Annotated in this window: 11 protein-coding genes; 5 read left to right on the top strand and 6 right to left on the bottom strand. The window is 65.3% G+C overall.

Annotation, left to right across the window (positions count from 1 at the left end; all coding sequences use genetic code 11):
• The first annotated feature begins 69 nt into the window (after positions 1 to 69).
• The 3 genes from LK12_RS08110 to ftsH all read left to right on the top strand — a co-directional run bounded on the left by LK12_RS08110 (position 70) and on the right by ftsH (position 3,420).
• Positions 70 to 579, top strand: a complete 510-nt coding sequence (locus LK12_RS08110; protein WP_039281901.1) for a 2,4'-dihydroxyacetophenone dioxygenase family protein — start codon at positions 70 to 72, stop codon at positions 577 to 579.
• A gap of 7 nt (positions 580 to 586) precedes the next feature.
• Positions 587 to 1,363: a tyrosine-protein phosphatase gene (locus tag LK12_RS08105; RefSeq protein ID WP_039281899.1), complete on the top strand. Its 777-nt coding sequence runs from the start codon at positions 587 to 589 to the stop codon at positions 1,361 to 1,363.
• 125 nt (positions 1,364 to 1,488) lie between these two features.
• Positions 1,489 to 3,420 (top strand): ATP-dependent zinc metalloprotease FtsH, encoded by a 1,932-nt coding sequence (gene ftsH, locus LK12_RS08100; protein ID WP_039281896.1) that lies wholly within the window; start codon positions 1,489 to 1,491, stop codon positions 3,418 to 3,420.
• 93 nt (positions 3,421 to 3,513) lie between these two features.
• Here ftsH and LK12_RS08095 read toward each other — a convergent pair whose 3' ends face one another.
• The 6 genes from LK12_RS08095 to LK12_RS08070 form a co-directional block, all read right to left on the bottom strand.
• The gene (locus LK12_RS08095; protein WP_039281893.1) at positions 3,514 to 4,560 is read right to left on the bottom strand and encodes a DUF3667 domain-containing protein; all 1,047 of its coding nucleotides are present in this window, start codon (positions 4,558 to 4,560) and stop codon (positions 3,514 to 3,516) included.
• An 85-nt stretch (positions 4,561 to 4,645) separates the two neighbouring features.
• On the bottom strand, positions 4,646 to 5,470 hold the full coding sequence (locus LK12_RS08090) for a ParA family protein (RefSeq protein WP_082010430.1): 825 nt from the start codon (positions 5,468 to 5,470) through the stop codon (positions 4,646 to 4,648).
• A gap of 45 nt (positions 5,471 to 5,515) precedes the next feature.
• Positions 5,516 to 5,860, bottom strand: coding sequence for a DNA-directed RNA polymerase subunit omega (gene rpoZ / locus LK12_RS08085; RefSeq protein WP_039281892.1), 345 nt, complete (start codon positions 5,858 to 5,860; stop codon positions 5,516 to 5,518).
• A gap of 101 nt (positions 5,861 to 5,961) precedes the next feature.
• Positions 5,962 to 7,194, bottom strand: coding sequence for a TolC family protein (locus tag LK12_RS08080; RefSeq protein ID WP_039281891.1), 1,233 nt, complete (start codon positions 7,192 to 7,194; stop codon positions 5,962 to 5,964).
• Positions 7,187 to 10,312 carry an efflux RND transporter permease subunit gene (locus LK12_RS08075; protein WP_039281890.1) on the bottom strand — a complete coding sequence of 1,042 codons (3,126 nt, stop codon included), beginning with the start codon at positions 10,310 to 10,312 and terminating at the stop codon, positions 7,187 to 7,189. The genes LK12_RS08080 and LK12_RS08075 overlap by 8 nt, the downstream gene beginning before the upstream one ends.
• Before the next feature lie 7 nt (positions 10,313 to 10,319).
• Positions 10,320 to 11,435, bottom strand: coding sequence for an efflux RND transporter periplasmic adaptor subunit (locus LK12_RS08070; RefSeq protein WP_039281888.1), 1,116 nt, complete (start codon positions 11,433 to 11,435; stop codon positions 10,320 to 10,322).
• Between the two features lie 114 nt (positions 11,436 to 11,549).
• Here LK12_RS08070 and LK12_RS08065 point away from each other — a divergent pair, with 114 nt between their 5' ends.
• Positions 11,550 to 12,206, top strand: coding sequence for a response regulator transcription factor (locus LK12_RS08065; RefSeq protein ID WP_039281886.1), 657 nt, complete (start codon positions 11,550 to 11,552; stop codon positions 12,204 to 12,206).
• Positions 12,207 to 12,250: 44 nt separating this feature from the next.
• Entirely contained in the window at positions 12,251 to 13,591 is a 1,341-nt protein-coding gene (locus tag LK12_RS08060; protein WP_231568291.1) for a sensor histidine kinase, read from the top strand.
• Positions 13,592 to 13,597 lie beyond the last annotated feature (6 nt).

Below are 13,597 nucleotides of genomic sequence, written 5' to 3'. Positions count from 1 at the left end.
CGTCATGTGGGGGCTTTGCGCGCACCGGTATCGCGGTATCCTGTCCCCGATAGAGAGAGGATACCCGCCATGCCGCTGCCGCTAGCAATCCACGAGCAGGACCGCCTGCTTTCGCTCAACGTCAACGAAGAGCCGGCCATCGATCTGGGGCACCTGATCCCGGGCATGAAGCTGTGGCCGCTGTTCCTCGATCCGGACAACGGCACCTGGGTGCTTTACGCCCACTATGCGCCGGGCACGCAGCTTCCCAAGCATTTCCACACCGGCGCGGTGCATTTCTTCACGCTCAAGGGCACCTGGGGTTACAAGGAGTACCCGCAGGACATGCAGACTGCGGGCAGCTATCTCTATGAACCGCCGGGTACGGTCCACACCTTCCACATTCCCGACGATGGCGAGCCGGTCGAAGGCTTCATGGTCGTCTCGGGCGTGAACGTCGTCTTCGACGATGGCGGCAATTACCTCTCCACCGACCATGCCGGATCGATGGAGCAGATCTTCCTCGACGCTGCCCAGCAGCAGGGTATCGACATGCCGCGCTATATCCGCCCGTCGGGGCCGGCAGCCTTCACGGCTTGAGGCGCAAATGGAAGAGAATCTTTCCCGACGCCTGCTGCAGCTCGAGGGCGGCATCAATTTCCGCGACATGGGCGGATATCCCACGGCGGACGGACGGCAGGTGAAGTGGGGCAAGCTCTATCGCTCGGGCTCGATGGCCCGCCTAACGCCTGCAGACGCCGCACAACTTGTCAATCTCGGCATCCGCTGCGTCGTCGACTTCCGCAGCGTGCGCGAGCAGAAGCGCGATCCCAACCGCTGGTGCGCCGAGGCGGGCGTGACATACTGGAGCCGCGATCATCAGGAAGTCTTCGGCCAGCTTCACACGATGGCCGAACGCGGCATCGACAGCGAGGAGCAGGCCATGGAGATCATGGCCGAGGGCTTTCGTCACCTGCCCTTCCAGCAGGCGCCGGCCTATGCCGAACTCATCCGCCGCATTGCCGATGGTCACGTGCCCATCGCCTTCAACTGCACGGCGGGCAAGGACCGCACCGGCGGGGCCGCCGCGCTGGTGCTGTCGGTACTCGGCGTCCCGCGCGACATCGTCGTCGCCGACTTCACGCTCACCGAGAAGGCGGTCAACCTGCGCACGGCCTTCGGGGCCTGCCCGCAGGATGCCAAGTCCCCCTATGCCGGCCTTTCCGAAGCGGTGATGGATGCCCTCGCCGGCGCGCGCCCGGCGTACATTTCGGCATTCCTCGATTCCATCGCGGAACGCTGCGGCTCTGCCGAAGGCTATCTCGCTGAAATCGGGGTGCCCGCCGATGCCGCGCAAGCCGTGCGCGCGCAGTTGCTCGAATAGGCCGAACAGGCACCTGGCAGGCTTTTCCGCAACGGCCTGCCGAAACGATTACTCTGTATGCCTATGCTAACTTGAGATTCAGCCCGGCGCGCTTACATTGTCGTGCGAAAGGACCATCTCCGACAATGAACGACGACCAGCCCAACGGCAATCCATGGATCAAGAGCCTCCTCGTCTGGGGCGGCATCTTTCTTGCTCTGCTCATGGTAGTCTCGATGTTCGGCGCGCGCGGCGAAGCCGGGCCGACGATCCCCTATTCCGATTTTCGCGCCAAGGTCGCCTCCGACAGCGTTGCCTCGGTCGAAATCAGCGAAGACCGCATCACCGGCAAGTTCACCAATGGCGACAGCTTCGCCACCGTGCCCGTGCCCGGCGACACCACGCTGACCCAACTGCTGCAGGACCACGACGTGAAGTATTCCGGCAAGGAGGCCGAACAGGGCAGCCTGCTGGTCTACATCCTCGCCCAGACCCTGCCCTTCCTGCTGATCGTGGGCATCGCCTTCTTCGCGCTGCGTCAGGTGCAGAAAGGCGGCGGCTCGGGTGCGATGGGCTTCGGCAAGTCCAAGGCCAAGATGCTGACCGAACGATCGGGCCGCGTCACGTTCGACGACGTTGCCGGCATCGACGAGGCGCGTGAGGAACTGCAGGAAATCGTCGAGTTCCTGCGCGATCCGGGCCGCTTCTCCAAGCTCGGCGGCCAGATCCCCAAGGGTGCGCTGCTGGTCGGTTCGCCCGGTACCGGCAAGACCCTGCTCGCCCGCGCCATCGCCGGTGAGGCAGGCGTGCCGTTCTTCACCATTTCCGGTTCCGACTTCGTAGAGATGTTCGTGGGCGTCGGCGCCAGCCGCGTGCGCGACATGTTCGAACAGGCCAAGAAGAACGCGCCGTGCATCGTCTTTATCGACGAAATTGACGCCGTGGGCCGCCATCGCGGTCACGGCCTCGGCAACTCGAACGACGAGCGCGAGCAGACGCTGAACCAGCTCCTTGTCGAGATGGACGGCTTCGAGGCCAACGAAGGCATCATCATCATCGCAGCGACCAACCGCCCCGACGTGCTCGACCCCGCGCTGCTGCGCCCGGGCCGTTTCGACCGTCAGGTCGTGGTGCCGGTGCCCGACATCGAGGGCCGCGAGAAGATCCTTGCCGTGCACATGAAGAAGGTGCCCCTGGCGCCCGACGTCAACGCACGCGTGATTGCCCGCGGCACGCCCGGTTTTTCCGGTGCCGACCTCGCGAATCTCGTGAACGAGGCCGCCCTGCTCGCTGCCCGGCGCAACAAGCGCCTGGTCGCCATGCAGGAATTCGAGGACGCCAAGGACAAGGTCATGATGGGCGCCGAGCGCCGCTCCATGGTCATGACCGAGGAAGAGAAGAAAATGACCGCCTATCATGAGGCCGGTCACGCCATCGTTTCGGTCAACGAGGAAGCCTCGGACCCGATCCACAAGGCCACGATCATCCCGCGCGGCCGCGCCTTGGGCATGGTCATGCGCCTGCCGGAACGCGACAGCTACTCGTACCATCGCGACAAGATGCTGGCGAACCTCTCGGTCGCCATGGGCGGCCGCGTGGCGGAAGAGATCATCTTCGGCCACGACAAGGTCTCCTCGGGCGCCTCGTCCGACATCCAGTACGCCACCAGCCTCGCGCGCAACATGGTCACCAAGTGGGGCATGTCGGATAAGCTCGGCCCACTTCAGTACGAGGAAAGCCAGGAAGGCTATCTCGGCATGGGTGGCTCCCAGCGCACGATGGCGTCGGACGAGACCAACAAGGTCATCGACGCCGAAATCCGCGCATTGGTCGACAATGCCCATGCCCGCGCGACGCAGATCCTCACCGACAAGATCGAAGCACTGCACACGCTGGCCAAGGCAATGCTCGAATACGAAACGCTTTCGGGCGACGAGATCAAGCAGCTGCTGGAGACCGGTTCGCTGGACCGTCCGAGCGAGCCGCGCGGCCCGACATCGGCCCGGCCGGTGACGGGTTCGTCGATCCCCAAGGCAGGCAAACGCTTTTCCGGAGGGACCGCTCCGCAGGGCGCCTGATCGAGACACGGCTCTCCCCCGGGAGAATGCAGGAAGGGGCGCAAGGGCCACAAACCCTTGCGCCCCTTTGGCGATTCGGGCGCGCGTTCCGGGTCAGCCGCCTGTTTGAGCCATGATGAGAATGAAAAAGATCAGCAACGCAGCACCTGCGAACCAGAGCAGCGTCCAAGTCCGCCACAAGGCTCCGAAGCGCGAAACCCTGTAAGTTTCGCGCAATTGGCGAAACATGTGGATAGGCGGCACGAAGATCAGTGCCATCCACACCCATCCCGCGCCGAAAGCTCCGGCCAGCATCGCCGCAATGATCAACAGAGTCATGAAGCTGAGCGAATAGGTGACGAACACCGTGTGATCGTAGAGGTGGAACCGGCGGCTGAACGGGAACAGGAGCCAAAGGAACGGCACGGAAATCGGTATTAGCGCCCAGCTGAACTTGTAAGCGTAAGTCTGCAACTTGTAGACAGCGAGGTCCGGGTTCTCCCGGAAGGTCTTGAGAGCCTTGTCCACCTGCGGAATATCGCTGCGAGCCCCCGTTGCCCCCAACGTTTCCTTCACGCCGCTGTTCTCGAAATCATGCAGCGTCTCGAGGGCCTCCTCCTTGTCCTTGATATCAGCGTCGAGCTTCGCGGTCGGAGCCCCCTTTGCAACTGCCTCGGCTCGCTCGGACTTGAGCCGGTCCAGATCTTCCTCCACCGACTCCAGGCTCGAGTTGATCTGGATAACGCGATCCCCGCCGGCGCTTTCATCATGGCTCTCGGTCGCGTGAAAGACCGCGAACATGAGGAACACGAAAAACAGGAACAGGGCGATCGGGGAAACATAGCTGGCGCGCTTGCCGTCGACGTATTCGCGGGTAAGCCTGCCCGGTCGCCACACCAGCAGCGGCAGGGTGCGCCAGATCTTGCCTTCGAAATGGAACACGCCGTGCAGCAGGTCGTGGAAGAATGCGCCAAGCGTACGGTGCACATGCGCCGCCTGCCCGCAGGCATGGCAATGCGACCCGATCAACGCGGTTCCACAGTTGAGGCAATGGCTTTCATGCGTATGGCCGTCGCCGTGACTGCCCGCATGCCGTTCCGCAGCAGTTCCAGCCAGAGCGCCCTGCCCTGCTTCCGCCAGGCTTTCGCTGATTTCGCTCATGCTTCCCCCGTTCCGGAAGGCAGACCTAGCTTCTCGGACCTCGACTGAACAGCGCATTGTACACACACGGCGCGCATCTACCGGTTCAGGCGCGTTCCGCCAGCTTCCTGTCTATCGCCTTCCACAGGTGCGCAAAAGCGGCCGAGGCCGGACTGCTCGGGGCGAGAACGCCGACCGGCTTCTGGCGGACCGCACATTGTTCGACCACGCTGGCATAGGGGACCGCAGGCCAGTCCGGGTTGGCTTCGCGCGCCTGCCGGTGGAGCGTACGCCGCATGTCCAGCATCGAAAGAACGGGCAGGATGGGCGGATGACGCTTCGCATTGCCGGATATCTCGCGCACCACCAGATCGAAAGCGCGTGCCGACAGGGGCGACGGAGGCAGCGGCACGATTACGAGATCCGCCGCTCGCACCACCTGAGCCGAAAGTTCGTTCATCACCGGCGGACAATCGAGCACGATCCGCTCGTAATCGGCCGTCAGTTCGCGGGCGAGCTTGGCGAGACGCTTGCGCTTGCCGATCTGTGCCAGTTGTGCATCCAGCGCGCGAATGCTTTCGTCTGCGGGCAGGACGTCGATGTTCTCGAAAGCGGTGTGCTGGATCAGCGCTCGCGGTGAACGGTTTCGCGAGAAAACTTCTTCGGCAAGGCCGGATCCCTTGGCTTCGAGCCCGTAGAGGAACCCCGATCCGCCCGAAGCATCGAGATCCCAAAGCAGGGTCTTACGCCGGGAAAGGACTGCCGAGCACCAGGCAAGATTGGCCGCGAAGGTCGTCTTTCCGACGCCGCCCTTGACGCTGTAGACGGCAATCGTCGCGCCGGCCGCAGACGCGTCACGAGGGCCTGCCCGTCTGGACGGCCCCCGCGATAATCCGGCAATGCGCGGTAATTTACGTTTTTTCCCTGCCACGCAACAGATCGTCGCCTGTCCCTGGAGGACAGTCAACGAAAAGGATCAGCCGTCGTAATCGCCGCCGATCGAGGTGTTGCGCGTGGGCGCCGAGGCCGTGATGCGCAGGGCTTCGGCCGACTGGCTGAGCGAACCGATATCGTCCATCTCGTCGTCGTCCTCGGGAAGGACGCGCTGCATCGAGGTGACCAGCGATTCCTTGAGTTCGTCGGGACGAACCGTCTGCTCTGCGATTTCGCGCAGGGCAACGACCGGGTTCTTGTCGCGGTCGCGGTCGACGGTGAGCTCGGCGCCGCCGGAAATCTCGCGCGCACGCTGCGCAGCAAGCAGGACGAGATCGAAGCGGTTGGGAATCTTGTCGACGCAATCTTCGACAGTAACGCGCGCCATGGGCACTCCGTGAGAATCTGCAAGTTCGTAAAGGCGGCCAAATAGGTAGCGCACCTGCAAAAGTCAAGGAAATCGGGGCAGCGAGCAGTCCCGGAATTCCGTCAGTCTTCGTCCTGACCGATCCAGATCGAATGGGAATCGATGCGCAGCCGTGTGAGAGCACGCATGGCTTCGGTGCGCGCGTGAGCTTCGACGCGGAATGCATCGTGGACTTGCCGTTCCCCGAGCAGTTCGTCGGACAGGTCGATTTCGCCGGCCTTGTGCCCTTCGCGCAGCTTCTGCAAGGCCGCTATCTGGGCATTGAGCCCGTCGCGCGCACGCTGCCAGGCTGCATAGCGGAAGCGGGCCTCGGTCATGTCGGTCTCGGCGACTTCGGTCACCGCGAAACGCACCGCCATGGCATCTGCCCGGGCCGCGCTGGCTTCTGCATCCGCCTGGTCGGCCAGGGCACGGCGGTGCCCGCCGCCCAGCGGCATCGAGAACAGCACGCCCGCACCGCGCTCTGCGCCGCCGCGCTCCGAAAACAGGCGCACGCCCAAAGAGGGATCGGCGATACGGTCGGCGCGCGCGCGCGATGCCGTAGCCCCCGCCTGCTGGGCCTCGGCATCGGCCGCGGCTATCTCGTGGCTGTGTTTGATCACGAGCCTGCCGAGCGCTTCGATGCCTCTGTCGGGCAGTTTCGGCATCGGGACCGGTGGCGGCACGTCACCCAAGGGCAGCGCCGGGAATTGCGACGCAAGACGAGCGCGTGCCAGTGCCTCGCGACCGGCCGACTGCTCGGCGGCCACCTGAGCGGCTCCCAGCGCCGCTGCGGCCTGGTCGGCATCGAGCTGCGCGGCATCGCGAACGGCGACACGCCGGCGCACGGCTTCCAGGAGTTTCGCGTAGTTTTCCGCTGCCTGCCGGTCGACTCGCGCTTCCGCGGCGGCCCCCAGCCAGTCCCACCAGCTCTGGGCGAGCAGGAGCGCGGCCTGATGGCGCGCGTCTTCCGCCCGGTTCTCGGCCGCAGCCACGCCGAAAGTGCCGATCTCGCGGTCGAGGCGAGCTTTGCCGGGCAGGCGGATCGGCCGGGTCAGCTGTGCGTCGAATTCATCGAAGGAGCCTTCGCGGTCGACCGAGCGGTTTATGTAGCTGCCGGTGAAAGTGAACTCGTGCGAGCCGCGCGCGAGGGCCCGGGCCTGCGCTCGCGCGGCGCCGGTGCGGGCCATGGCGGCCTGGACCGAGGGATGCGCGTCGAGCGCGGCGACGACTGCTGCATCGTCCGGGAGGCCGGGCTCGGAAAGGGCCGGAGCGGCCGCAAGCAGCACGGCGCCGGCAAGGAGCAGCTTACGCATCGGCCGTCTCCCCTTCCCCGTCCGGGTGGTCATGATCGCCCGCATCGCGCTCCGCCTTGTTCTCACCGAAACGCTCATAGAGGATCGGCAGCAGTACCAGAGTGAGCAGGGTCGAGGACACGAGACCGCCGATCACCACGATGGCCAAGGGCTTCTGTATCTCCGATCCCGGTCCACTTGCGAAGAGCAGCGGCACCAGACCGAATGCGGCAATCGTCGCAGTCATCAGCACCGGCCGCAGACGCCGCTCCGCTCCGCGCCGCACCGCTTCGGAAAGTGGGACGCCTTCCTCGCGCAGTTGTCGGAAATAGCTGACCATGACGAGGCCGTTGAGCACCGCGATGCCCAGCAGGGCGATGAAGCCGACCGAGGCCGGTACCGAGAGATACTCGCCCGAAAGTGCAAGCGAGATCATGCCGCCCACCAGCGCGAAAGGGATCATGCCGAGGATCAGCAGCGAGGCGCGCAGCGAACCGAGCGTCGCGTAGAGTACCACGAAGATCATCACCAGCGAGATAGGCAGCACCACCATGAGACGGGCGGAGGCACGCTGCTGGTTCTCGAACTGGCCGCCCCAGACGATGCGATAACCCGGCGGAAGCGTGACATTTGCGGCGATGTCGACCTTCGCTTCCTCGACATAGCCGACAAGGTCGCGACCCGAGACGAAGGCCTGGACGAGGGCAAAGCGCGATCCGTTCTCGTGCTCCAGCTTCACCGGCCCCTCGACGCGCGATACTTTGGCGACGTCGCTGGCGCGCACCAGTTGGCCGGTGGGCGAACGGTAGAGCGTATCGGCGAATTGCTGAGGCGAAAGCGACTGCCCTTCCCCGCGGATGACGATCGGGATCCGGCGGATTCCTTCCGCGACAACCCCGGCATGCACACCCTCGACCTGGGCGCGCATGGCATCCTGCAACTCGTTTACCGGCATGCCTGCACGCCCCGCAGCGACGCGGTCGACGCCGAGTTGAAGATAGTCGACGCTGTCGTTGGCGACAGTCATCGCCTCGCTGGTACCTCTGATGCCTTGGAGCCGGCCCTGGATATCGCCGGCGATGCGCGCGAGTTCCTTCAGGTCCGGACCGAAGATCTTGATGGCGAGGTCGCCGCGCGAACCGGTGAGCATTTCCGAAATGCGCATCTCGATGGGTTGCGTGAAGCTGGGTTCGATCCCCGGCAGGTCGACGAGCGCCTTGCGCAACTGCCCGACGAGCCATTCCTTGTCCGGCACGCGCCATTCCTCGCGCGGCTTCAGCTTGAGGAAGGTATCGGTCTCGTTGAGGCCCATGGGATCGAGACCGAGTTCGTCGGAGCCGACGCGGGCAACCACTTCGGTCACTTCGGGAACCTTGGATAGAATGGCTCGCTGGACCTTGAGATCGCCCTCGACGCTATGCTCGAGCGAAATCGAGGGCAGCTTGGTGAGCTGAACGATCACCGAGCCTTCGTCCATGGTCGGCAGGAAGGTCTTGCCCGTCACCGAATAGGCGACGCCGGTCAGCAGCAGCGCGATACCAGCGACAGTGTAGACCAGCTTGCGGCGCGCGAAGGCCGCTGTCAGCAACGAATGATACCGCGGCCCGACCTGTCGCATCAGCCAGGGCTCGTGGTGACCCTCGTCCGCCCTCACCTTGAGTACGTAAAAGGCCAATACCGGAACCAGTGTGAGTGACAGCACGAGCGCGGAAAGTAGTGCCAGAACGATCGTCAGCGCGACGGGGGAGAACAGCTTGCCTTCCAGGCCCTGCAGCGCGAGCAGCGGCAGAAACACCAGGGCGATGATCGTCATGCCCGAGGCCACCGGCTTGGCGACCTCCGCGGCGGCTATGAAGACATTGTGCAGCTTGCTCGAATTCGCGTGCCTGGGATCTGAAAGGCGCTCTACCACATTCTCGACGACCACGACCGCACCATCGACTAGCATGCCCACGGCAATCGCCAATCCTCCCAGGCTCATGAGGTTGGCGGTCAGGCCGATCGATCGCATGAAGATGAAAGTGAGCAGCGCGGCCATCGGCAGGGCCAGCGCGACGATCACCGAAGCGCGGACATCGCCCAGGAACAGCAAAAGCAACACGACCACCAGCAGCGTCGCCTCCAGCAGCGCTTCCTCCACCGTCCCGACCGCGCGCTGGATCAGGTCGGAGCGGTCATAGAAGACCGAGACGCTCATGCCCTGCGGCAGGCTCGGCTGCAGTTCGACGAGACGTTGCTTCACGCCCTCCACCACTTGCGCGGCATCCGCTCCGCGCAGGCCGATGACCAGCCCCTCGACCGCCTCGCCCTTGCCGTCCTTGGTGACGGCGCCGTAGCGCGTGAGGCTGCCGGTGCGCACCTGTGCCACGTCGCTCACGCGCAGGACCTTGCCGTTCTCGCTGCGCACCACGATCGCCCCGAGGTCGTCCAGCGTTTGGATCGCACCCGTTGCGCGCACGATGAGCGCTTCCTCGCCGGAGACAAGGCGGCCGGCACCATCGTTCCTGTTGGACTGTTCGATGGCGCCGGCCAGGTCCGAGACCGTGAGGTTCGCAGCAGCGAGCGCCGATGCGTTGGGGACCACCTCGAAGGTCTCGACACGGCCGCCGAGTGCATTGACGTCGGCGACTCCGGGAACGGTGCGCAGGGCCGGACGGATCACCCAGTCCAGCGTGCGCCGTTTCTCGGCAAGGCTTTGCGGCCCTTCCAGCGTGAACATGTACATGTCGGAGAGCGGCGTGGAGATCGGCGCCATGCCGCCGCTGACATTGCCGGGAAGATCGCCCATCACGCCGTTCAGCCGCTCGGCGACCTGCGTGCGGGCCCAGTAGATGTCCGTCCCGTCGGCAAAGTCGATGGTGATGTCGGCAATCGCGTACTTGGCGACCGAGCGCAGGACGGCCTGGTTGGGGATGCCCAGCATCTCCATTTCTATCGGCGTGATCACCCGGCTTTCCACCTCCTCCGGCGTCATGCCTGGGGCCTTCAGGATGATCTTCACCTGGGTGGAGCTGATGTCGGGAAAGGCGTCGATGGGCAGGCGCATGAAGGCCCATGCCCCCATGCCCGCCAGCCCGAGGGCGAGGCCGAGGATCGCAAGACGCCATGACAGCGCCCGTTCCACAAGCTTGCGCAGCATGGCCCGATTACTCCGCGATCAGGGACTTGAGTTCGGCGATGCCGCTGACCGCGACCTGATCTCCCGCCTTCACGCCGGAAGCGATGATCGCCTGACCTCCCGCGTCCGTCGCGACCGTGACGGGGCGCCGCTCGAAGCGCCCACCCTGCCGCACAAAGACCACGTCCTGGTCGCCGATCCGGGTAACGGCCTGCGAGGGAACCGATATGCCCGCCTGCCGGGCGCCTTTCACGCCGCTGATCACGGCCATGACGCTCTGGCCCGGCATAAGCCCGGGGACTCCGCCCAGTCGCGCCTTGGCGGCAGTCGAGCGGGTCATGGGATCGAGCGATGCACCGACCGAGACGATGCGCCCGCTGGCCCTCGCATTGCCGTCTCCGGGCAGCGGCACGGAGACCTCCATTCCAGGCCGCACCTGCCCGGCCAGCCGTGCCGGCAATTGCAGGTCCAGCGTCAGTGCAGTGGTGTTCTCGATCACGAACGGGGCCATGTCTCCACCGACATGCCCGCCGGTCTCGATGGCCACGGTCGACACGCGCCCGGAAATCGGCGCGCGCAGCGTTACCGTGCCATCGTGTCCGGCGCCGGCCAGAGACAGCAGGCGGCGGTTTTCGGCCACGGTCGCTTCGCTCCGGCGTAGCGCGGCCTTGGCTTCGTCTGCTCGCGCGCCGGCCACGATGCCGTCACGCGCGAGCATTTCCAGCCGCTGTGCCTTGGCCCGGTCGACGGCGAGGTCGGCCTGCGCGCGGGCGAGATCGGCACTGAACTGCACCGGCGCGGCCGAGCGCACGATGGCAAGCGGTTGTCCGCGACCGACCTGTTCTCCCTGGAGCACGAACACCCGCGTCGCGGTTCCATCGAAAGGGGTGGTCACGGCCACCTTGGCCTCAGGCGGCAGCGAGATCTGGCCGGGCACCGTGCCAAGCGGCACCGTATCGGACGCGGTGGCAGCCACGGTGGCAATTCCCAGTTGCTTGATCTGCTCGTCGCTCAGCGCGCCGCCGCCGCTGTCGGGCGCCTCGGCAGCCTCCTGCGGGGGCGTGGATGGAGTGAGCATGAAATAGCCGACTGCGGCGAGCGCGAGCACGGCGGCGGCCCCGCCAGCAAGGAGTTTCCTGTCCATGCGCGCAAGAATGGTAGGCCAAGCTGACAGGACCTTGTCAGTTTCAGTGCCTATTGTCAGTTTTCAGGCGCATGGCGAAACCCATGCCATCACGATGCGAGAGGGGATTGGGCCTTGCGGCTGCTTCTGGTGGAAGATGACGAACAGCTGGCCGCGCGCCTTTCGGACAGGTTGCGCGGCGCCGGTTTCGCCGTCGATGTGGCCTGCAACCGCGAGGAAGGCGAGGCCTGGCCCGACATGGACAAGATGGCAGCCGTCGTGCTCGACCTCGGCCTGCCAGACGGCAGCGGCATGGACCTCCTGAGATACTGGCGCAGCCGCAAGGTCGATTGCCCCATCCTGATCCTGACGGCCCGCGGCAGCTGGCAGGACAAGGTTTCCGGACTGAATGCAGGGGGTGACGACTTCGTGGTCAAACCGGTCCGGTTCGAGGAACTGCTGGCCCGGCTGCACGCCCTGCTGCGCCGCCAGTCGGGGCCCCGGAACACCTGGATCGAGGCTGGGGGATGCAAGCTCGATCCCGTCGCTCGCCAGGTCGAATGCGACGGGAAGCAGATTTCTCTCAGCAAGCAGGAGTTCCGACTGCTGAACCTGTTCATCAGGCGCCCCGGCCAGACCCTGTCGCAGGCCGATATCGGCGAGCATCTCTACGACCTCGAGAGCCACCGAGATCTCAATGCCGTCGAAGTCCTGGTATCGCGGCTGCGACGCAAGATCGGCACAGACCGGATCCGCACCGTTCGCGGGCTCGGTTACAGGTTCGGCAAGTGACGGCCTCCAGGGTAAAGGGTCGCTGGCAATGGCACTCGCTGCGAGTGCGCATCCTGCTGGCCACGCTGCTGTGGGTGACACTCGGCATCGGCGGGGTGTGGTATTCGGCGACACGTCTTTTCGCCAAGCATGTCGAGCAAAGCTATCACGAAGAACTGGAAGTCCATATCAAGGAGCTGGCGGCGCTGGTCCGGGTGGGGCCCGGCGGAAATCTCGGGATGGACCGCCCGCTCTCCGATCCGCGTTACCTCGTCCCGCTTTCCGGCTTTTATTGGCAGGTCAGCCTGGACGGCCGCGAAACCATGCGGTCGGCCTCGATGACGCGGGGATCGCTCGACGAAAGCGTCGCCCACGACAGTTCGATCCACCACCATGTCGAAAGCGGGCCGACGGGGCCTGCCATCACCTATGGTCTCATTCGCCGCGTACCGGGGGTCGGCGATGTCCACTACGTCATTGCCACCGATGAACGCCTGCTCGACGAGACCATTGCCCGCTTCGAACGCGAACTCGTCGTGTGGCTTGCCGCGCTGGCGGCAGCGCTGGTCGCCACCGGCATCGTCCTCGTGACCTTCGGACTGCATCCGCTCGACAAGCTGACCGCGGCCACCGCGCGCTTGCGCAGCGGTGCCGCCACGCGGCTGGAAGGCGACTATCCGACCGAAATCGCGCCGCTGGTAGCGGACCTCAATGCCTTCATCGACCACAACCGCACTACGGTGGAGCGCGCGCGGGTGGAGGCGGGCAATCTCGCCCACGCACTGCGCACCCCGCTTGCGGTCATCACCGACGAGGCCGAACGGTTGTCGCAGGACACGCGGACGGCCGATGCCGCCGGCGTACTCCTCACACAGAGCCAGATCATGGTGCAACAGATCGAATTCCGGCTCGCAAGGGCTCGCTCGGCCGCCAGCGCGCGGGGACCAGGCACGACCAGTCGGGTATGCGAAGCGCTCCCGCCCCTGCTCTCGGCCATGCGCCGGCTGCATCCTGACAAGACCTTCGACACGAGCATCCCCGACGGGCTGGATACGACAGTGCCTATCGACGCGGTGGATCTTTCGGAGTTGCTGGCGATCCTGCTCGACAATGCCGGAAAATGGAGCCGGGAAGCCGTGACAGTCGGCCTGGCTCGGACAGATGGCACCCTGCAAATCCGCGTCCTGGACGACGGACCGGGGCTTACTGCCAAGCAGGTCACCGAAGCCTTCAAGATCGGTACGCGCCTGGATCCTGCCATGCCGGGATCGGGGCTGGGCCTCGCTATCGCCCAGGACATCGCTGCAGCCTACGGCCTGACCGTCGATCTCGGCGCGCGAGCGGACGGGAAGCCCGGGCTGGAGGCCCTCGTCACCATCCCGGGGCGGCCGCCGGCCGACGGGTAGCCCCGC

This window comes from Novosphingobium malaysiense, from assembly GCF_000802225.1.
Lineage (GTDB): Bacteria > Pseudomonadota > Alphaproteobacteria > Sphingomonadales > Sphingomonadaceae > Novosphingobium > Novosphingobium malaysiense.
Note: the sequence above shows the minus strand (reverse complement) of the source record. Positions and strands in the feature narration are given on the sequence as shown.